17 protein-coding genes and 4 tRNA genes are annotated in these 20,852 nt (G+C 29.7%); 9 read left to right on the top strand and 12 right to left on the bottom strand.

All coding sequences use genetic code 11. The features are described 5' to 3' along the window. Positions 1-72 precede the first annotated feature (72 nt). From dnaG to BTO07_RS14955, 5 genes are all read right to left on the bottom strand, one after another. The gene (gene dnaG / locus BTO07_RS14975) at positions 73-2,091 is read right to left on the bottom strand and encodes a DNA primase (protein ID WP_087521993.1); all 2,019 of its coding nucleotides are present in this window, start codon (positions 2,089-2,091) and stop codon (positions 73-75) included. Positions 2,092-2,329: 238 nt separating this feature from the next. Beyond that, positions 2,330-3,565 (bottom strand): ATP-dependent Clp protease ATP-binding subunit ClpX, encoded by a 1,236-nt coding sequence (gene clpX, locus BTO07_RS14970; protein ID WP_087521992.1) that lies wholly within the window; start codon positions 3,563-3,565, stop codon positions 2,330-2,332. 73 nt (positions 3,566-3,638) lie between these two features. Continuing rightward, complete coding sequence (clpP, locus tag BTO07_RS14965; RefSeq protein WP_087521991.1) at positions 3,639-4,301, bottom strand: ATP-dependent Clp endopeptidase proteolytic subunit ClpP; 663 nt, start codon at positions 4,299-4,301, stop codon at positions 3,639-3,641. Positions 4,302-4,482: 181 nt separating this feature from the next. Further along, entirely contained in the window at positions 4,483-5,805 is a 1,323-nt protein-coding gene (gene tig / locus BTO07_RS14960) for a trigger factor (protein ID WP_087521990.1), read from the bottom strand. 97 nt (positions 5,806-5,902) lie between these two features. Next, positions 5,903-6,259 (bottom strand): phage holin family protein, encoded by a 357-nt coding sequence (locus BTO07_RS14955; RefSeq protein ID WP_087521989.1) that lies wholly within the window; start codon positions 6,257-6,259, stop codon positions 5,903-5,905. A 234-nt stretch (positions 6,260-6,493) separates the two neighbouring features. Here BTO07_RS14955 and BTO07_RS14950 point away from each other — a divergent pair, with 234 nt between their 5' ends. Together BTO07_RS14950 and proC are read left to right on the top strand one after the other, a co-directional pair. Beyond that, on the top strand, positions 6,494-6,748 hold the full coding sequence (locus BTO07_RS14950; protein ID WP_087521988.1) for a hypothetical protein: 255 nt from the start codon (positions 6,494-6,496) through the stop codon (positions 6,746-6,748). Positions 6,749-7,415: 667 nt separating this feature from the next. Beyond that, positions 7,416-8,222, top strand: coding sequence for a pyrroline-5-carboxylate reductase (proC, locus tag BTO07_RS14945; RefSeq protein ID WP_087521987.1), 807 nt, complete (start codon positions 7,416-7,418; stop codon positions 8,220-8,222). 238 nt (positions 8,223-8,460) lie between these two features. Here proC and BTO07_RS14940 read toward each other — a convergent pair whose 3' ends face one another. Genes BTO07_RS14940 through BTO07_RS14930 form a run of 3 tightly spaced genes read right to left on the bottom strand, consistent with a single transcriptional unit; the run spans position 8,461 to position 12,057 of the window. Then, the gene (locus BTO07_RS14940) at positions 8,461-10,269 is read right to left on the bottom strand and encodes a GNAT family N-acyltransferase (RefSeq protein ID WP_087521986.1); all 1,809 of its coding nucleotides are present in this window, start codon (positions 10,267-10,269) and stop codon (positions 8,461-8,463) included. A 53-nt stretch (positions 10,270-10,322) separates the two neighbouring features. After that, positions 10,323-11,576, bottom strand: a complete 1,254-nt coding sequence (locus tag BTO07_RS14935; protein ID WP_087521985.1) for an aspartate kinase — start codon at positions 11,574-11,576, stop codon at positions 10,323-10,325. Between the two features lies 1 nt (position 11,577). Continuing rightward, positions 11,578-12,057 carry a GNAT family N-acetyltransferase gene (locus tag BTO07_RS14930; protein WP_087521984.1) on the bottom strand — a complete coding sequence of 160 codons (480 nt, stop codon included), beginning with the start codon at positions 12,055-12,057 and terminating at the stop codon, positions 11,578-11,580. Between the two features lie 174 nt (positions 12,058-12,231). Between BTO07_RS14930 and fbp the strand changes: the two genes are divergently transcribed. Next, a complete protein-coding gene (gene fbp / locus BTO07_RS14925; protein ID WP_087521983.1) occupies positions 12,232-13,242 on the top strand; it encodes a class 1 fructose-bisphosphatase in 1,011 nt (336 codons plus the stop codon). A gap of 111 nt (positions 13,243-13,353) precedes the next feature. Then, positions 13,354-13,962 (top strand): superoxide dismutase, encoded by a 609-nt coding sequence (locus tag BTO07_RS14920; protein WP_087521982.1) that lies wholly within the window; start codon positions 13,354-13,356, stop codon positions 13,960-13,962. Positions 13,963-14,079: 117 nt separating this feature from the next. Here BTO07_RS14920 and BTO07_RS14915 read toward each other — a convergent pair whose 3' ends face one another. The 4 genes from BTO07_RS14915 to BTO07_RS14905 form a co-directional block, all read right to left on the bottom strand. After that, positions 14,080-16,419 (bottom strand): glycoside hydrolase family 2 TIM barrel-domain containing protein, encoded by a 2,340-nt coding sequence (locus tag BTO07_RS14915; protein WP_087521981.1) that lies wholly within the window; start codon positions 16,417-16,419, stop codon positions 14,080-14,082. 10 nt (positions 16,420-16,429) lie between these two features. Beyond that, positions 16,430-17,959 (bottom strand): sulfatase family protein, encoded by a 1,530-nt coding sequence (locus BTO07_RS14910; protein ID WP_087521980.1) that lies wholly within the window; start codon positions 17,957-17,959, stop codon positions 16,430-16,432. Positions 17,960-18,075: 116 nt separating this feature from the next. Further along, positions 18,076-18,213, bottom strand: coding sequence for a hypothetical protein (locus tag BTO07_RS17350; protein ID WP_157663358.1), 138 nt, complete (start codon positions 18,211-18,213; stop codon positions 18,076-18,078). Between the two features lie 219 nt (positions 18,214-18,432). Continuing rightward, positions 18,433-19,092 carry a hypothetical protein gene (locus BTO07_RS14905; RefSeq protein ID WP_087521979.1) on the bottom strand — a complete coding sequence of 220 codons (660 nt, stop codon included), beginning with the start codon at positions 19,090-19,092 and terminating at the stop codon, positions 18,433-18,435. A 515-nt stretch (positions 19,093-19,607) separates the two neighbouring features. Here BTO07_RS14905 and BTO07_RS14900 point away from each other — a divergent pair. The 5 genes from BTO07_RS14900 (at position 19,608) to BTO07_RS14880 (ending at position 20,842) form a co-directional block, all read left to right on the top strand. Next, positions 19,608-19,679: transfer RNA gene (locus BTO07_RS14900), tRNA-Gly, on the top strand. A gap of 20 nt (positions 19,680-19,699) precedes the next feature. Continuing rightward, positions 19,700-19,785, top strand: a tRNA-Leu gene (locus BTO07_RS14895). A 222-nt stretch (positions 19,786-20,007) separates the two neighbouring features. Beyond that, positions 20,008-20,079 (top strand) — tRNA-Gly (locus BTO07_RS14890). Between the two features lie 20 nt (positions 20,080-20,099). Next, positions 20,100-20,185 (top strand) — tRNA-Leu (locus BTO07_RS14885). Positions 20,186-20,647: 462 nt separating this feature from the next. Then, on the top strand, positions 20,648-20,842 hold the full coding sequence (locus BTO07_RS14880) for a hypothetical protein (protein ID WP_087521978.1): 195 nt from the start codon (positions 20,648-20,650) through the stop codon (positions 20,840-20,842). Positions 20,843-20,852: the final 10 nt, after the last annotated feature.

The raw sequence follows: 20,852 nt of genomic DNA, 5'->3' as shown, positions 1-20,852 counted from the left end.
ATATACAAAAAAACTATTAATACGTCTATTATACCTATAGGGGAAAACACCTGTTTTTACAATTTAATAACATTAGACAACTCTATTTAACTTTTCGAAAAGTCTCATCTTCAAGTTTGTATAGTTTCTAATTACCTCTAAATCTATTGATGCACTTTGATCTTTAACTGCTTCATTCATCAATTCTTCAATTTTCTCTCCGATTAAAACTCTTCTTAAATTATAAACAACATCATTTACATCTTTTGCCAAAACATCTAAAACAGACTTCACTTCTATGTTTTGACCTTCCCAATCACTTAACTGACGACTAGGGTTTTCTTTTTCCATTAAAATAGAAGTTACAATTGTAGATATATCTGTATTTTTATGGTTGATTAAACCATCAATATCTAATTTTTCTAATTGGTTTAATTGATGAATAATTTCTGTATAAATCTCCTGAAAAAGAATATTTGAAAACTCTATTTCATCTTCATGTAAATGCACATAAATTTCTGCAGACACAGTGTTTTCATACTTTCTTGTTCCAAATTGTTCTCTACCCTCTTCATCAACACTAACTATCTCCTCGATAAATTCTACTTGCTCATTTCCATATAAGAGTAAAATTTTAATAATTTCATTTTCAAGAATACTAAGTTGATCAATTTTTTGACTAGAAACTGGTCCACCTTTAACCAAGCCCATTTGAGCTTGTTCTTGGTTCATAAAATATTCTGGTGGTGGCTCGTTTGGATCTTGTTGTGATCTATTTTGCTGTCTGTTTGTTTTATTTTTCTCTTGGGCACCTTTCTTTAATAACTGAGCTAATTCACTAAACAATACTCGCTCAGAAATATCCATAACTCTTGCACATTCCTGTACATAAACTTCACGTTGTATTCCATCTGGTATTTTAGAAATACTGCTAACAATATCTCTAATAACACCTGCTTTTTTTATAGGATCGTTATTAGAATCTTTTAATAAAAGTGAAACTTTAAAGTTGATAAAATCTTGTGCTGAATCTTCTAAATACTGTTTTAATTCAGCATTTGAATTTGATTTCGCAAAACTATCTGGATCTTCTCCATCAGGGAATTGAACTACTTTTACGTTCATTCCTTGTTCTAGAATTAAATCGATACCACGAATGGAAGCTCTTATTCCCGCTGCATCACCATCAAAAAGAACCGTGATGTTTTTGGTAAGTCTATTTATCAATCTTATTTGATCTGACGTTAAAGCGGTACCAGAAGAAGCTACCACATTTTCTACACCAGATTGGTTAAAAGAGATTACATCTGTATAACCTTCCACCAAAAAACAATTGTCTTGTTTTGCAATTTCTTTTTTAGCTTGATATAATCCATAAAGAATTTTACTCTTGTGGTAAATATCACTTTCAGGTGAATTTAAATATTTAGCTGCTTTTTTATCCGCAGTTAAAATACGTCCTCCGAAACCTAAAATACGACCAGACATAGAATGTATAGGAAACATTACACGGCCTTTAAAACGGTCGAATTGCTTATTTTCTTTTACAATTGTTAAACCTGTTGAAGCAAGGTATTTTAAATCGTATCCTTTTGCTAAAGCTCCTTTTGTAAAATTATCCCATTCATCAATACAATATCCTAGTTCGAACCTTTTGATTGTTTCGTCTGTAAAACCTCGTTCTTTAAAATATGATAATCCTATTGCCTTTCCTTTATTAGAGTTGAGCATTAAATCATGAAAATAGTCTTTGGCAAAATTAGATACCATAAACATACTTTCTCTTTCATTCATCTGTTCTTTCTCTTCAGATGATTGCTCAGTTTCCTCAATTTCTATATTGTACTTTTTGGCTAACCACCTTAATGCTTCTGGATATGAAAAATGCTCATGTTCCATTAAAAATGAAACTGAGTTCCCTCCTTTTCCCGTAGAGAAATCTTTCCAGATTTGTTTTACTGGAGACACCATAAAAGATGGTGATTTTTCATCTGTAAAAGGACTTAATCCTTTAAAGTTACTTCCTGCTTTTTTAAGCTGAACAAATTCACCAATAACCTCTTCTACTCTTGCAGTTTCGAAAATTTGGTCTATGGTACTTCTTAATATCATTAATTAAATTTATTTGAAAGTGAAAACAAAGATAAGAATTAGAACATTCATTCTTTGAAAATTTCTAAAATGAAAAACCTCAAAGGTTTAAAAACCTTTGAGGTTTGTATAAATTCTAAAAGTTGTTTTTATGAACTTCTTCCTTTAGTTCGCAATTTGCGTTAAGGATTGAAATGGCATCCTTTTTGTTTTTCACAAAAAGATATAATGGAAAGCCTGTTAAAACGCCCAAAATATTTTAAGAAGCTGTCTTTAGTTTTTTCAATGTTGTATTTGTCAATTTTGCTTCTGCATAATCTTTGGTTACAACAAATTCTTTTTCATCAGAACTTGGTAAATCGAACATAGCATCTGTAAAAATAGCTTCACATAAAGAACGTAAACCTCTTGCTCCTAATTTATATTCTACTGCTTTTTCTACAATATAATTTAAAGCTTCCTCTTCAATAGAAAAGTTAACATCATCCATTGTAAATAACTTAGCATATTGCTTAATTATAGCGTTTTTAGGTTCTGTTAAAATTGACCTTAACGTTATAGCATTTAAAGGATTCATATAACTCAACACTGGCAAACGACCAATAATTTCAGGAATTAATCCAAATGCTTTTAAATCTGATGGAATAATGTATTGCAACAAATTTTCTTCATCTATTTTATCTTCATCTAAAGACGCGCTAAAACCTACAGCTTGCATATTTAAACGTTTGCTTATCAATCTTTCAACTCCAGAAAAAGCTCCACCAGCAATAAATAAAATCTCTTTGGTATCTACCTCAATAAATTTTTGCTCAGGATGTTTTCTTCCACCTTTAGGTGCAACATTAACAACAGTTCCTTCTAATAATTTTAATAAAGCTTGTTGTACTCCTTCTCCAGAAACATCTCTTGTTATAGAAGGGTTATCACCTTTTCTGGCAATTTTATCAATTTCATCAATAAAAATAATACCTCTTTGTGCCTTTTCTACATCATAATCTGCTGCTTGCAAAAGTTTACTTAAAATACTTTCTACATCTTCACCAACATAACCTGCTTGTGTTAAAACAGTTGCATCAACAATTGCAAAAGGTACGTTTAGCATTCTTGCAATTGTTTTTGCTACTAAGGTTTTTCCTGTACCTGTTTCGCCTACTAAAATAATATTAGATTTTTCTATCTCTACATCATCTTCACTTTCTTCTTGCAATAAACGCTTGTAATGATTGTAAACAGCAACAGCCATTGCTCTTTTTGTTTCATCTTGACCAATAATATATTGATCTAAAAACCCTTTAATTTCTAAAGGTTTCTTAATCATTAAATCTTTAGACAAACCATTAGATTTTGATTCAGAAACTTCTTCCTGAACAATTCCATATGCTTGTTCTATACATTTATCACAAATATGTGCATCCATACCCGCAATTAGCAAGTCAGTTTCTGCTTTTTTTCGTCCGCAAAACGAACATTCTAAATTTTCTTCTTTCGACATTTAATTTGGTTTTTGGTTGATCGTTTTTTGGTTATTGGCAATAAACCAACAACTAAAAAGTAACAACTAACAACTATTGTTTTCTTGCTAAAACTTCATCAATCATTCCGTAAGTTTTTGCTTCATCTGCTTTCATCCAATAATCTCTATCAGAATCGTTATGCACTTTCTCTATAGTTTGTCCTGAATGATTTGCAATAATTGCATATAATTCATCTTTCAATTTCAAAATTTCTCTAGTTGTAATTTCAATATCTGAAGCCTGACCTTGAGCACCACCTAAAGGTTGGTGAATCATAACTCTAGAGTGAGGTAACGCAGAACGTTTTCCTTTTGCACCTGCACACATTAAAACTGCTCCCATTGAAGCTGCCATACCTGTACAAATTGTTGCAACATCTGGCTTTATAAACTGCATTGTATCATAAATACCTAAACCTGCATAAACTCCTCCTCCTGGAGAATTAATGTAAATTGAAATATCTTTATTAGCATCTACACTTTCTAAAAACAATAATTGCGCTTGAATAACATTTGCTACTTGATCGTTAATTCCTGTTCCTAAAAAGATAATTCTATCCATCATTAAACGAGAGAAAACATCCATTTGAGTAATGTTCATTTGACGCTCTTCCATAATATATGGCGTTAAACTACTTGTAATTTTACCTAAATATGTGCTATTTAATCCTTGATGTTTTGTTGCGTATTTTTCGAACTCTTTTCCGTAATCCATTTTCGTGATTTTGTTTTAAGTTTAATACTGTAAATATAAGAACTATTTCTTACTCTTTTGTTTCAGTTGGTCGCTAAAAAAACCTGAATCTAACAATTCAGGTTTTCTATTTCTTGTCGTTATGAAAAATAAGGCAATATCTATTTAATTATACAGATTGCTTCGTTCCTCGCAATGACAATTATTTATATACCTCTTTAATAAAGTCTTCGTAAGAAAGCTCTTTAGATTTAAAACTCATATTCTCTTTGTAAAAAGCCAATAATTTTTGACTCATTAATTGAGATTGTAATTTTTGAGCTTCTTCTTGGTTCTGTAAGATTCTACCAGCAATATCATCCAATTCTTTTTCTTCTGGATTCATGTTACCAAATTGAGCCATTTGCGTACGGATAAATCCTTTAGCATATGCTACCAATTCTGCATAATCTAATTTAAGATCATTATCTTTCATAATCTTTCCTTCGATTAATTGATAACGTAAACCTTTTTCAGATTTGTCAAATTCAGCAGTAGCTTCTTCTTCAGATAATTCTTTTTCACCTGCAGTTTTTAACCATTTCTTTAAGAAAGCTGCTGGTAAATCAAATTTTGTGTTTTCAACTAAATGCTCAGTAATTGCATTTAATAATTGTTGATCTCCTTGTTGTAAGAATTGCTTTTCAGCATCTTCTTTAATTTTTTCTTTTAATAATTCTACAGTCGTAATACTTCCGTCAGAAAATAATTTATCAAATAATTCTTGATCTAAATCTGCTAATTCAGTTTTAGTAACTTCTTCTACAGTGAAAGAAACTTTTACATCTAAACCGTGAGTTTGTTCATGAGAAACACCTAAAATGTGCTCTAATCTATGAGCATCTTCAAATAATCCTTTAGTATCTAATTCAATAACATCACCAACTTTAGCTCCAACAACTAACTTTTGGTTTGCTTCCCCGTTAAGGTCGCTTACAATAAAAGTAGATTTTTTGTTGATTTCGCTTTCTTCATTTACAAAAGTACCAGTTACATTTGATTTCTCAGTAGCTTCCTCTAAAGGAACCATTTTACCATAACGAGTTTGAAGATTTTTAACTTCTTCGTCAAGTAATTCTTCTGTTGCAACAATGTTATATTGAGTTACTTTTTCTTTAGCTTTTAAATCTACATCGAAAACTGGTGCTAAACCTAATTCGAATTCAAAAGAAAATACTTCTGCTTCCCAATTAAAATCTTCAGTCATTCTTGGAATAGGATTTCCTAAAATGTCTAATTTTTCGTCTGCTAAAAATTTATTTAAAGATTGTTGTAAAAGCTTGTTAACTTCATCTATCATTATAGATTTACCATACTGCTTTTTAATCATTCCCATTGGCACGTGCCCTTTTCTAAAACCAGGAACATCAGCCTTTTTACGGTAATCTGTTAATAACTCTGCTACTTTTGCTTGATAATCATCAGCAACGATATCAACTTTTACAACTGCGTTTAACGCATCTATGTTTTCTTTTGTAATATTCATTTATTTGTTCTTTTATCTTGAAAAAATCGACTGCAAAATTAATCATTTTAATTGATTTCACAAATCTTAAACACTTCTATTTCAGGTTCGTTGTTTACTAATTAATGCTTTTTCTGTCTTCTTTTAGCAATGAAAATAATGCCGATCTAAAAATGGACAGTAAAACACTGAATAATAGTGCCCAGAAGAATCCCTCAACGGCAAAACCATCTACTAATTTATCTGCTAATAAAATTATACACGCATTAATTACAAATAAGAATAAACCTAAAGTAACTATGGTTGCTGGCAAAGTAAAAAAGATTAAAAGTGGACGCACAAACATATTCAATAACGAAATAACTACTGCAACAATAATTGCAGAAGTATAACCTGCTACTGAAATTCCGGGTAAAATATTAGCTAAAACAATTACTGCTAAAGCCGTTAATAAAATTTTTAAAAATGTTTTCATACTCTTTTATTTTAAATTATTGCTTGCACAAAAATAACAATTTTAACTATTAAACGCGAAAACTATACCAAATGAAAAAGTCTGCATTTTTGTCATGTTTTATAAATAATTGATTTGTTTTTAAACTTAAAACCAATAACTTCGCTACGTATATTAAACTTGTTTTGGTAATTATATTATTAAAAATACCGAAACCTATTATCATTATTTATTTATAGATAAAAACTAAAAAAAATGAAAACTAACGAGCCTTTAAAAAATCAAATCTTTGAAATTATTGAGAATCAAATCAGAGAGAATAATCCAAAAGAAACTAATATAACTTATAAAAGATTAATTGAATTAGGATACAGTAAAACTGAATCTAAGCAATTTATGAGTCAATATATGGCTATAGAATTACTAGATGTTTTAGAACACAAAAAACCGTTTAATGAAGTTAGATATGTCAACAACTTAAAAACACTACCAAAAGAGCCTTCTAAATAAAAAATAAAATTATTTCAACCCTAGATTTACAATGTGATCTCTTAAAATAATTATACTTCGTATTCTTTCTTCGGATGAACGCACAACTTAAAACAACAATTTCGTTACCTAATATACAGATTGTAATAACGAGATTTCAGTAACTCAAACCTCAAAATTTCTGATACATTTAGAAACACTTAAGCAACCACTTTTCCTTATTAAACCTATATAATTTGACAGTGGCGTATCATTTTTGTACCTTTGCGTACTTGTAAGCAAGGATACAAAAACTGAATAATTTTAGAATATTCTATTTTTAGTAAAAAGTTTTTAGAAATCAATCTATAAACTTACACCTTCTTTTTTTTTAAAATTAAACAACCAATCCGTTTAACACCTTTTTTTCGGCTTATCATTATTTATCATTTTAGATAAATCAAATCAATAAATATAATGATCATTAAAACTTTTGACTCCTTTACAAGGATGTCATACTTAAATATTAATAAAATTTAAAAATTTTTATACGAACATTTAGAAGATTGTAAAAATGAAAAAAGTGCCATCCTAAAATAGCTTTTATATGCCGCAAATGAAACTTCTAATTTAGGTGGTTATACGTTTATTACAGAAGAAAAAGACAAAATAAGAATTAAAATAAGTAGTAACACTTAATACAAACAAAATGAAAATATTAGTAATTGGCGCAGGAAACATGGGACTAACATATGCCCAAGGAATGTCAAAATCTAGATTATTAAAGAAAAAAAACATCATGGTTTTAGACAAATCTGCAGAAAAGCTAGAAGAATTAAACGAAATATCTCACTTTGACGCCTTTAAGGAATTAGAAGACTGCGTACCAAAAGCAGACATTATCTTTATTGCAGTAAAACCATATCATGCAGAAAACCTATTTAAAGCATTAAAATCCTTCACAAAACCAGGTCAAGTTATCGTATCAATTATGGCTGGTGTTAATATCGAAAATATCAAAAAATATTCTGGATTAAAAAAAATAGTAAGAGCAATGCCAAACCTACCAGCACAAATTGGTAAAGGTTTAACTTCTTATGTAACTTCAGAAGAAGTATCTAGAATAGAAAAATTAACTGTAGAAAGTTTATTAGATACAACTGGTAAATCCATGGAAGTAAGCAGTGAAAAACTTATTGATGCATCCACAGGAATTTCAGGAAGTGGACCAGCATATGTATTTTACTTTATGCAAAGTATGATGGAAGCAGCCTTAAAAATGGGCTTTTCAAAAAACGATTCTTCTGTTTTAGTGAGTCAAACATTTACAGGTGCCATAGAGTTATTTAATCAATCTAACTTATCTCCAAATTCTTGGATGGAAAAGGTAGCTTCTAAAGGTGGTACTACACGTGCTGCGTTAGATTCTATGGAAGATAACAATGTAAACGAATTAATTAAGGACGCCGCTTTTGCTGCTTTTAATAGAGCTATAGAAATGGGGAAAGAACATTAGAATATACAAAGAACGAATAGTAATTAAAGCAGATATAAACGTAATGATAAATAGGGGTAACAGAATTTACAGACCTATTTTCATACTCTTTTAAAAGCGAAAACTATATCAAATTTAAAAACTGATATACCTGCTGTTGTATGCAAAATATAGTTATCTGATAACTTCAATATTCACGAGTATAAAACATTAAAAACGTTGCATATTCGTGTTAACGTTAGCAAATCATTCAAAAAAATTACTTATTCTGCAACTCTGTAGCCTTTCGCTCTAACTCTGCTTGAAATTCTTCCATCACAGGTTTTACAGTACTATCTGGTATATCCGCAACTTTAATATACATTAAACCATCTACAGCATTATTAAATTTAGGATCAACGTTAAAAGCCACTAAACGTGCATTTTGTTTTACGTACTTTTTAATTAAAACAGGAATTCTTAATGCTCCTGGTTCAATTTCATCAATAATTTTATCGAACTTTTGCATGTCTGCTTTCGTTGCATCAAACACAAAATCTTTATCGCCGTCTTTTAATTTTACCTTGTATTCTTTCTTCGGATGAATATATTGCGCAATATATGGATCGTAATAATGAGATTTCATAAACTCAATCATCAAAGATTTTGAGAAATCTGAAAACTTATTACTAATAGAAACACCACCCATTAAATATTTATATTCTGGATAACGCAATGTAACATGTACAATTCCTTTCCATAATAAAAATAAAGGCATTGGTTTTTGCTGGTATTCACCAATAATAAAAGCTCTACCCATTTCTATGGTATTACTCATCATTTGATGTAATTCTGGTTCTATTCTAAACAGCGTATGTATATAGAATCCATTAATACCCAATTTTTTATAAATTTCTTTACCAAGTCCCATTCTGTAAGCACCCGCTAATCGGTTTGCTTGTCTATCCCACAATAATAAATGGTGATAATATTTATCGAATTTATCTAAATCTATTTCTTTATTGGTTCCTTCACCAACATCTCTAAAAGTAATTTCACGAAGCCTACCAATTTCATGTAATAAATTAGGAATATCTTTTGCATTTGCAAAAAATACTTCGTAATTTTTACTCTCTAATAAACGTCCTTCAGCTTCTCTTAAAGTATTTACTTCTTTAACAAATAATTCTGTACTTCGTTGAGCTGTTATTTTTTTTGCAGCTTTTTTAGGTATCTTTATATTTTGAGTAGAAATTAATTTATGCGCCTTCTCAAAAGGATTTGCCAACATGTAAGTTTTCTTTCTGATAAACTCATAAAAAGAAGGAATATCTTTATACTCATTTTGATCTTTTACAGAAATCGGTTTTCCAATTCTTACTTTTATAACTTTACCTCTTTGAGACATTAACTCCGAAGGTAATTTTGCAGTTCTTAAGGTATCCGAAATTTTTGCTAAAAAGTAAAAAAGAGGACTGTTTTTGGCGTGAAAATAAATAGGAATTACAGGAACATTCGCTTTTTTTATCAACTTAATTGCTCCTTCTTCCCAAGGTTTATCTACATTTAATTTACCATCTTTAAAAGTAGAAACTTCTCCTGCGGGAAAAATACCTAAAGGCTTCCCTTCTCTTAAATGTAATAATGCATTTTTTATTCCTGCAAGACTAGATTTTGCATCCTTTCTATCCTCAAAAGGATTCACGGGCATTACATAAGGCTTTAAAGGGTCTACCCTGTGTAATAAGAAGTTGGCTATAATTTTATAATCTGCTCTTTTTTCGACGAGTAGTTTTAATAACAAAACACCATCGATACCTCCTAAAGGATGATTAGAAACCGTAATAAAAGGACCTTCTTTTGGAATTCTTTTAAAATCTTCTTCTGGAATTTCAAACTTAATCTTACAATCGTCTAAAACACCGTTTAGAAAATCTAAATCAGACTTATTTTTATTGTTATCGTAGATTTTATTAACTGCGGAAATACGCAGAATTCTTAACAAAATCCATCCTATAAAAGTTCCAAAAAAACCAAGCTTATGTAAACCAATTGCTTTTGCAATTTCTTTAGATGTTACTAATGCCATTCGTTATAATTAAAGCGAACTGCAAACATACTAAAAAAACAAATATCGAAATATTAATTTGTTGACAAAACGATCTGAATAGTCTCTTTATTTACTTGCGTTAGTAATGATTCTCCTTTTGCTTCAATACTTAAAACTGCTTTATCATCAAAATGACGAACTGTATACAAGTCTACCTCTTTCTGAACATCTATTTTAAACTGCTTTTTTAACTCGTCGTAAAAAGCATCAAACTTATTAAACTTATTATCAATACAAACAGAAAAACTAATTGCAGAATTCTGAATTAAGTTTACTTTTAACTGATAATCGTGTAGTTTTTGAAAAATATAACTGATATTGTTTTCTACCATAAAAGAGAAGTCTAGCGCAGAAATAGAAACTAAAACTTGATCTTTCTTTACAATAAAACAAGGAATAAAAGGCACTAATCTTGTTCCTTTAGAAACCCTTGTACCTGCTTCTTTAGGGTTTACAAAAGAACGTACTAATAATGGAATATCTTTTCTTTCTAAGGGTTGTAACGTTTTTGGATGAATTACAGATGCTCCATAAAATGCCATCTCTATAGCTTCTTCATAAGAAATTTGCTCTAACAAAGTAGTATCTGTAAACACTCTTGGATCTGCATTTAAAACACCTGGTACATCTTTCCAAATAGTAACGTTTTCTGCATCTAAACAATACGCAAAAATTCCTGCGGTATAATCAGACCCTTCTCTACCTAACGTAGTTGTATTCTCTGTATCATTTGCTGCAATAAAACCTTGAGTAATGTTTAGTTTAGAAGCATCTAATTTATTACTAATTATCTTCTGAGTTAAATCCCAATCAACTTTAGCATCTCTATAATTACTATCTGTTTTTATGTAATTTCTAACATCAAACCAGTTATTTTCAATTCCTATTTTTGTTAAATAAGCACTTACAATTTTAGTTGATAAAAGCTCACCAAAACAAATAATTTGATCATAAACATAATTATATCTTTGGGATGTATTTCTTGCTAAAAACCAGCTTAGTTCACCTAAAAGAATATCAATTTCTTTGTAAATAGTATCCTCTTTATCAAACAAATCATTTATTATCGTTTTATGATAATCTTCAATAATACCCAAGTTATCTGATAATTTATCTGTCTTATTATAATACGCATCTATAACTTCTTCAAAAGCATTTGTAATTTTCCCCATTGCAGAAATTACAACTACTGTATCTTCTGTTCCTTCACTCTGTAAAATTCGAGTTACATTCTTTATACTTTCTGCATCTTTAACGGATGCTCCTCCAAATTTAAAAATCTTCATTTTAACTATTTTGAATAAATTTTACTAAATTTTCTTTGTTCATTTGTACAACAGACCAGTCATTTAAATAAGTGGCTCCTGTACTTTTATAAAAATCTACTGCATTGGTATTCCAATCAATTACTTCCCAAGCAACTCTATTGTAATTATTATCGAGTGCGTATTTTAAAACAGCTGTATACAAAGCTTTTCCTGCACCTATTTTTTGTTTGCTTTTTGTTACAATTAAATCTTCTAAATGAATTGTTCTTCCTTTCCATGTAGAAAAACGTTCATAAAACAAAGCAATACCTATAATTGTATTTTCTTGTTCGGCAACATAAACCTTAAACTTAGGATTTTCAGAAAAACCGTTTCTCACTAAATCATCAACTGTAATTTCTACAGCTTCAGGTTCTTTTTCGAAAACTGCTAATTCTGTGATTAAATTAAACACAGATTGCATATCTTTCTCTTCGCCAAGTCTTACTTTAAAGTCCATATTACTTAAATTTTAGTCAAAGATAGTTTTTTTGCTATCCTCCAAAAATAATTAAATATTTTACACAATTATTTTTGATTTGTTTAAATTTTGGAAGAAAAAATAAAGAACTAAAACGTTGTAGTACGTTAAAAAAAATTTGATATTTGTAAAAATCATCAATAATAAAATAGAATGAGTGTACAAAAACAAACTTTAGGTGAATTTATTATAGAAAACCAGCATGCTTTTAAATATAGCTCTGGAGAACTTTCTAGTCTTTTAAACTCTATTCGATTAGCTGCAAAAGTGGTAAATCATGAAGTTAACAAAGCAGGTTTGGTAGATATTATTGGTGCTGCTGGAGACACAAACATTCAAGGTGAAGATCAACAAAAACTAGATGTTTATGCGAATGATAAGTTTATACAGACTTTAACTCGTAGAAATATTGTTTGTGGTATTGCAAGTGAAGAAGAAGATAGTTTTATTAGCATTAATAGTATTGATGAAAATCATCAAAATAAATATATTGTTTTAATTGATCCTTTAGATGGTTCATCTAACATTGATGTTAATGTTTCTGTAGGAACTATTTTCTCTATTTATAGAAGAATAACTCCTGTTGGAACACCTGTACAATTAGAAGATTTTTTACAAAAAGGAAGTGAACAAGTTGCTGCTGGTTATGTAGTTTATGGTACTTCAACAATGTTGGTGTATACAACTGGTGATGGTGTAAATGGTTTTACATTAAACCCTGCAATTGGTTCTTTTTATCTATCACACCCAAATATGGAATTTCCAGAAGATGGAACTATGTATTCTGTAAATGAAGGAAATTATATGGATTTCCCTTTAGGTGTAAAAAAATATATTAAATATTGTCAGGAAGAAGAAGGAGACAGACCTTATACAAGTAGATATATTGGTTCTTTAGTTTCTGATTTTCATAGAAACATGATTAAAGGTGGTATTTATATGTACCCAAAAGGATCTAGAAACCCGAATGGAAAATTACGTTTATTGTATGAATGTAATCCGATGGCTTTTATTGCAGAACAAGCAAATGGTAAATCTTCTGATGGGTATACAAGAACTATGGATGTAGAACCAACAGAATTACACCAAAGAGTCCCATTTATTTGTGGTAGTATAAATATGGTTGAAGAATTGGAAGAATTTATGCTTAAATACGGAGAATAAATCTTTCTTATACTGCAATAAATTATCAATAAGTAAACTTCTTGTAAATCCGTCCATTTATGGTTAATTTTACAGTTGTAAAAACAATACTAACTTTTAAAAACATAAAAAATGGCTTTTCAATTACCAGAATTAGGATACGCTTATGATGCGTTAGAACCAAATATCGATGCTAGAACTATGGAAATTCACCATAGTAAACATCATAATGGATATACAACAAAATTAAACGGTGCAATTGCTGGTACTGATTTAGAAGGAAAATCTATTGAAGATATTCTTGCTAATTTAGACATGAGTAATGGTGCAGTAAGAAATAATGGTGGTGGTTTTTATAATCATTCATTATTCTGGACAGTTATGAACCCAAATGATAGAGGTTATTTATCTGGAGAATTAAAAGATGCTATTGAAGCTGCTTTTGGTTCTAAAGATGCTTTTATTGAAGCTTTTTCTAAAGCTGCAGCAACTCAGTTTGGTTCAGGTTGGGCATGGTTATGTGTTTTACCAGGAGGTAAAGTAGAAGTTTGTTCTACACCAAACCAAGACAATCCATTAATGCCAGGTGTAACTTGTGGAGGAACTCCAATCTTAGGATTAGACGTTTGGGAACACGCTTACTACTTAAACTACCAAAACAGAAGACCAGATTATATTGATGCTTTCTTTAATGTAATTAACTGGAACGAAATTGAAAGACGTTACGCAGAAGCTAAATAAAGGCGCAGCCATTTTTAGTATCTCACTCATAAGTAAAAAAGTAAATTTACTTAAACTTATAAATAAAAAAGCATCCTATTTTTAGGATGCTTTTTTATTTACTTAAAACGCTTACTTTTAAAAAGAAAACTTGTCTGACTTTAAGTCTTTCGATTTTGCAGAAACACTTCCATTTAAAGACTCACCTACTCTAATTAATGCAGTTGCAATTCCTGCTTCTGCCTTTATAGCATCTGGGTTCATAATTTCTATATCACCTTTTAAAGTAATATTTATTTCTTCTGAATAATCTGTATTTACTGTTCCGTTTTCATCAACAGCAGCTATATAACAAAACACAACATCGTTAACTCCTGATTTTGGTTTCTTACCACTTTCATCTATCCAAATTTTTAATTTGGTTGGTTTTTTAGCTGTTTTAACAATAGCTTCAGAAATTTGTTTTCCGTTGATAAAACTCAACGCTTTTAAAGTTCCTGCTTCAAAAGAAGGAATTTTAAATGTAAATGGTGGATGCTCTAATTTATTGGTATTTTTATCTTGATCTGGTTTCTGTGAAGCAATTAATTTATCATTCAAAAACAATTTAACTTCATCAGCATTAGAAAATACTTTTACATCTAGAGGTGATTTTTTATTCCAAAAACTTGCAATTTCTAACACGTTTCCTTCACTAACATCTTTCTGACTTTGATAAAAATAATATCCAAATTTTGGCAATCTAAAAAGACCCATCATTCCAGAATGCTCAATATCTGGATGATAACCTCTGTTATAATCATACATTACCCAATAACTGTCTGAGAAAGCAACTGTATTTAAATTATCATTATGTGATTCTTGTAAATTATAAGCCTGATTTAACAATCGTTTTTCACCATTAGATCTTGCTTGACGGCTACTTAATTCTGCACGTAAATCATTTGGTAAATTATCTTGATTTAAACCTCCATTTTTAGAATGATATTCCCAATCTCCATATTCTGAAACAGAATAAGGCTTGTCTTTTAATTCATGTGGATGTAAAATTCTATGTTGACGTGCTTGTAAATAAATATCATACACATCATCCATCCAACCACAAGAATATACGTTCTCTCCTGGATATTCGTCATGCACAATTGCATTTAACTTTTCCATAAAATAAATTGGCATTTGTGTTTCATTTAGAGAAACTTCCCATGCCAAAACAGAAGGTCTATTTCTATCTCTTCTAATTAATTCTGATGCAGATCTGTAACAATATTCTCTAAAAGCATCTGTATCATTATAAAATTGCCATCCCATAATTGCATCAACAACAACCAAACCTAACTCATCACAAGCATCTAAAAATGCTGGAGATTGCGGATAATGTGATAATCTCATATAATTAAAACCACCTTCTTTTATCTTTTTAGCATCTCTATATTGTGCATTATCAGACAAAGCATAACCAACAAAAGGATAATCTTGATGACGATTTACGCCTCGTAAAAATGTTTTTTTACCATTGATATATAATTGATTCTCTTTATCAAAAGTAAATTCTCTAATTCCAAATTTTGTAGTTTTTTTGTCAACTTCTTTTTCTCCAATAAAAACTTTCGTTTCTAAATGATATAAATTAGGATTTTTTGGCGACCATAATTTTGCTTCATTTAAAGTAAATAATTCTTTAATTTCAAGATCACTCTCTGCGTTTACTTTTTTGGTTGATGATTTTTCTTTTACAAGTTTTCCATCATAAAAAATACTTTGAACAACTTTAATCTCCTTTTCAACTTTTTCTTCATTAATAACATGTGTTTTAACGGCTACTTCAGAAACAGCTTCAGAAACTTTTGGATACGTAATAAAAACTCCTCCTCCAGCTACTTTCTTAGCTAAAACAGCATCAGAAATATATACTTTATCAGAAATATGCAACCACGTATTTCTATACAAACCTCCATACATATTAAAGTCTAATCTCTTTAATGGTTTTGGTCCTGTAATTTTATTATCCGTATTATCTAATCGAATAGCAACTACATTATCTCCTTTATTTACATATTTTGAAATATCAACTTTCACTGGTAAATAACCTCCATGATGTTCTGAAACCAAAATCCCGTTTATCCAAATTTTAGAAAAGTTCATTGCTGCTTCTAATTCCAAAAATATTTTTTTTGTTGATGGATCTACAGGAACATCAAAACTTTTTCTGTACCAAGCAACACCTTGCCATTGATTATTAACTACCTGAGGTTCTATATTAGTTGTATGTGGTAAACTTACAGATTCCCAAGAAGATGCCTCAAAATCTGTTTTACTAAAAGTATCATCTGAGGTTGTGGTTTCTTTTAATTTTGTAAATTTCCAATCTTTATTAAAATTTTCTTTTGCTTCGTAATTAGCTTCTTTACAAGAAACCAAATTAACAGCTATAAAGAGTAAAAACGAGTACTTCAATAAATTTTTAAAACTGATTTTCATTGGTTTGGGGTTATTTATTTTTTTTGGTTTTCAAATGCTTTTTATAAATGCCACTATACTTTTTACTTCCTACTTCTACTCCTTCTTTCATTTGTATATAAGCTTTAGGGTATTCTTTTACAAACCATTTCATAAAAGGTTGTCCGGGTACAGGTTTTGGATTATAAACAGTACTCACAGGAGTCATTTCTTTATCAAAAAGTAAAGTTTTAGCACGTAACTTTTCTAAAACATCTTTGTAATCAGAATTAGAAGCTAAATTATGAAGTTGATGTGGATCTTCTTTTAAGTTGTACAACTCTTCCTTTGGTTTTCTAGGTTCGAAAAATGGTTTTTGAGCTTCATTTAATTTCCCTTCTTTGTACATTTTTCTCATAATATGTACAGCAGGTCTGTAAAATTCTAAATATGCTTGGTGTGCGTCATAAGGAACTTCTGGTTTATCATTTCTAATATAAGACCATTCGCCTGAAGTTACAGCTCTCGATTTTTCTTCAATTTCATCCCATAAATCTCTTGCTCCATACGCAAATTTTCTATCGAAATTTTTATTAAAAATTGATTTTCCTGTCATATAACTAGGAACCTCAAGTCCTGCAAAATCAATAATAGAAGCAGTAATATCTGTAGCACTTACAACCTCTTTTCGCACTTGATTTCCTTTAAATTGTTTTGGATAATACATTATAAACGGAATTCTTAATCCTGAATCTTGTAAATATCCTTTTCCTCGAATATTACAACGCCCATTATCACCAATAAAAATAACAATGGTATTATCTGCCATACTTTTGTCTTCTAATTCTTTAAAAATCATTCCAACTTCGTTATCCATGTATTCAATTTGGTCTAAATATTTAGCCCAATCTAAACGTACTGCAGGATGATCTGCCATATAAGGAGGTAAAGTCAACGTTTTAGGATCTACGGGGTGTTTCGATTTTTCTCTAACTTCATTCCACCAATCACCTCTATGAGTAACCGCTAATTGAATTTGCGCAAAAAATGGTTGGTCTTCTTTTTCAAAAGTATCAAACTTGTCAAATAAGCCAAATTCTGTTTTACCATTCCAATTACCAATAGGTTTGTGCTTAAAGTTTACATCAATTTTTCTACCTTTTTTCATTACTGAATGGTTTCCTAAAATGGTAGTATAACCAGCGTCTCTTAACAATTTTGTAAATGGTTTAAATTGAGAATCTAAAGGAGTGTTTCTATTACTTCTGTGGTTGTGTGAGTTTGTTATAACTTGATGTGTCCCCACCATCATTGCAGATCTACTAGGAGAACAAATAGGATTGGTTACAAAAGCATTATCAAAACGAATACCTTCTGAAGCCATTTTATTTAAATTCGGAGTTTTTACATTTGGCATTCCATACGTCTCTAGATCTGTACTCATGTCTTCTGCCATAATCCAAATAATATTCGGGCGTTGATTTTTAACTGTTCCTTGAGCAACTTTTTCTGATGTTTGTTTACATGATAAAAATGTAAAAGCTACAGAAAAACTAAGAGTAATAAATTTTATTGATTTCATAATTATTTTTTAAAAACACCTCCTGAAAAAGGAAAATGTAGATTTTTCACGCTCTCTATTTTTGAAATTTTATTGGCTTTCTTTACCAATTCTGGATGCTTTTTTGAAACATCATTTTACTCGTATAAATCTAAAGATAAATCATACAATTCTGTGTGATAATTGTCACTCATTCTAACTGCTTTCCATTTTCCAAAACAAGTTGCTTGCTTAAAGCCTTTTACACTTCTACCTTCTTGAATTTCAAAATACAAAAAATCATGTTTTTTTTTATTTCTTATTCTAATTTAATAGAGCTAGTAAATAGAAATAGACTTAAAAATAGAATTGTTAAAACAATTTTACGAACCCTTTATTATTGTTAATAATTTACTCTTAGATAATGTAAATTTGAATAATAAAAGAGAAACGTTTGTTTTTATAAATGTATTTATGAGTAAATTAATTACTACTTAAAGAAATAAACTTAATTATTATTTCTTTTTATCCCTTTTAGTCTTTTTACTTCTTTTATTACCCGAATTTAATTTATAAGTATAACTTAACACGACATAACGCCCTAAACTCTGAAGATTGGTTTCTTCGAAATAGTTTAAGGTACTTCTTCTATAAACATCAATATTTTTATCTAGCAAGTCTATTAAAACTAACTTTATAATATTGTTGTTTTTTGATAAGGAATATGACATTGCTGCATTCCAAATTGGTATTTCTTGTTGAATAGAAAAACCATTATCAATATAGATAATATAATAAAACTGTGTATTAATATTTAATCTTTTAGAAACATCAAAATCTATCATCCCAAAATACTTTTGGTTCGTAAATTGCCTATCTTGATTATTCTCTATAGAGAAACTAGTGTTATTTATTTTATAGGTTGCACCTGCTTTTAAATCCACTCTTCTTTTTCTATTATTTTGAACCATAAAACTTACTAAATAATCTTTTGAAACAACATTATTCAACTCAAAATTTATCACTGAATTTGCTGCATTATAAGAAAACTTATTTTTAAGACTAAATCTAATTCCTAAGCTATTTACTTTTTTACTAACATTTAGCAAGGCGTTTAATCGTACTTTTTTTCCGCTATTATGATAACTAATAGTTCTTATATAATCTTCATCCACAGTAATAATATCTATATTATTTTTAAAAGTAGTTAGTTTTTAACCTTCATAGTTATTAATCCCTTCATAAGTACCAACCTATAGAAAACCATTGCTATCTTTAAGAACAGAGGCAACACCATTATGAACTAAACTATCAGAAATAGTAATCTTTTTAATATTCGTAAACTGATTTTCTTATGCTACTATCCCTAAATATAAAAACACAAATACTAAAAAAAGAAAATTATTTTTTTGAAACATACTTAAAAATGAATAACAAAAGAACAGATAATTTTAGACTTTACAATGATATTTCAATTATTTATATATACTATATAAATAAAGCTAATTCGTTAAATTAGATATAAATATAACTGATTTTGACTTATAAAAAAGAGCCCTCTTTTTACTAAAATTAATTAATTTGAAAAAAAATTAAAAAATATTTGCCAGATGTATAAAACTTACTATATTTGCACCCCACTTAGGAAATAAGGGGATTATTACAAAGTTCAAATTAGAAAATAACGACTGCGAAAGTAGCTCAGGGGTAGAGCATCACCTTGCCAAGGTGGGGGTCGCGAGTTCAAATCTCGTCTTTCGCTCTATTCAACAAAAATACCATGCTGAAGTGGTGGAATTGGTAGACACGCTGGACTTAAAATCCAGTGGTCAGTAATGGCCGTGCGGGTTCAAGTCCCGCCTTCAGTACGAAAACCGTAACATTTATTTGTTACGGTTTTTTTTATGTATAAAAAGACAAGTACAACAAATTGAAATCCGCTACCAAACAATAAGCTTGAATTATAAATTAAACTATCCTTTTAAAAAATTTATAGATATTACTATTAGGAATGCTTTTAACTTACTATATTTGCAGCCACTTAATAAATAAGTGAGTTATTACAAAGTTCAAATTAGAAAATAACGACTGCGAAAGTAGCTCAGGGGTAGAGCATCACCTTGCCAAGGTGGGGGTCGCGAGTTCAAATCTCGTCTTTCGCTCTATTCAATAAAAATACCATGCTGAAGTGGTGGAATTGGTAGACACGCTGGACTTAAAATCCAGTGGTCAGTAATGGCCGTGCGGGTTCAAGTCCCGCCTTCAGTACAAAAACCGTAACATTAATTTGTTACGGTTTTTTTTTGATACTTACAATACCGACGCGACAAATTGAAATTCACTAATCAAAATTTCAATTATCTTTCTATCTCTGCATAATCAATAATTAAACGAACACTTTGTAAATCATAAGATTTCAGATTCACCTTACTCCTTCTCTATTATTAATTAATTTAGATGTACACTAGGAAAAAAATGATCTTGAATTTATCTAAAATTCATAAATATATTTTTAGCAAGTTTAATTTTGACTAATAATTTTTACATCTTATAAGAAAAATAATCCTTTACTTATTCGTCATCGGCATGATAACAGGGCTTTCAAACAATTTAATAGCAAAGACTACAGCTACAGCATCGAATAACTCATCGTGTACGATTATTGCACCTATCAGTATTACAGCAGGTCAAGATTTAATATTTGATGATATTATTAAAGGTGCTTGAAGCGTGACAGTAACAACTAATAGTGTCAGAACTATTACTGATGCAATGAAATCCGGAACGCAGTTAGGTCCAATTCAAGCAGCAAATTTTACAGTATCTGGTGAAGAAGGCTATTCCTACGCTATTACATTACCACTTAATGATGTTGCTAAATTGTCATTAGCAGATGCAACTGATATGTTGTTAATAACTTTGTAAGTAGTCCAAA

Origin of the sequence: Polaribacter sp. SA4-12, assembly GCF_002163675.1 — a bacterium.
In the GTDB taxonomy this organism is placed as follows: domain Bacteria; phylum Bacteroidota; class Bacteroidia; order Flavobacteriales; family Flavobacteriaceae; genus Polaribacter.
Note: the sequence above shows the minus strand (reverse complement) of the source record. Positions and strands in the feature narration are given on the sequence as shown.

What these genes read in the sequence shown, in the direction of transcription:
- dnaG (WP_087521993.1), bottom strand. Translation starts at nt 2,091, where the DNA reads ATGATATTAAGAAGTACCATAGACCAAATTTTCGAAACTGCAAGAGTA.
- clpX (WP_087521992.1), bottom strand. Translation starts at nt 3,565, where the DNA reads ATGTCGAAAGAAGAAAATTTAGAATGTTCGTTTTGCGGACGAAAAAAA.
- clpP (WP_087521991.1), bottom strand. Translation starts at nt 4,301, where the DNA reads ATGGATTACGGAAAAGAGTTCGAAAAATACGCAACAAAACATCAAGGA.
- tig (WP_087521990.1), bottom strand. Translation starts at nt 5,805, where the DNA reads ATGAATATTACAAAAGAAAACATAGATGCGTTAAACGCAGTTGTAAAA.
- BTO07_RS14955 (WP_087521989.1), bottom strand. Translation starts at nt 6,259, where the DNA reads ATGAAAACATTTTTAAAAATTTTATTAACGGCTTTAGCAGTAATTGTT.
- BTO07_RS14950 (WP_087521988.1), top strand. Translation starts at nt 6,494, where the DNA reads ATGAAAACTAACGAGCCTTTAAAAAATCAAATCTTTGAAATTATTGAG.
- proC (WP_087521987.1), top strand. Translation starts at nt 7,416, where the DNA reads ATGAAAATATTAGTAATTGGCGCAGGAAACATGGGACTAACATATGCC.
- BTO07_RS14940 (WP_087521986.1), bottom strand. Translation starts at nt 10,269, where the DNA reads ATGGCATTAGTAACATCTAAAGAAATTGCAAAAGCAATTGGTTTACAT.
- BTO07_RS14935 (WP_087521985.1), bottom strand. Translation starts at nt 11,576, where the DNA reads ATGAAGATTTTTAAATTTGGAGGAGCATCCGTTAAAGATGCAGAAAGT.
- BTO07_RS14930 (WP_087521984.1), bottom strand. Translation starts at nt 12,057, where the DNA reads ATGGACTTTAAAGTAAGACTTGGCGAAGAGAAAGATATGCAATCTGTG.
- fbp (WP_087521983.1), top strand. Translation starts at nt 12,232, where the DNA reads ATGAGTGTACAAAAACAAACTTTAGGTGAATTTATTATAGAAAACCAG.
- BTO07_RS14920 (WP_087521982.1), top strand. Translation starts at nt 13,354, where the DNA reads ATGGCTTTTCAATTACCAGAATTAGGATACGCTTATGATGCGTTAGAA.
- BTO07_RS14915 (WP_087521981.1), bottom strand. Translation starts at nt 16,419, where the DNA reads ATGAAAATCAGTTTTAAAAATTTATTGAAGTACTCGTTTTTACTCTTT.
- BTO07_RS14910 (WP_087521980.1), bottom strand. Translation starts at nt 17,959, where the DNA reads ATGAAATCAATAAAATTTATTACTCTTAGTTTTTCTGTAGCTTTTACA.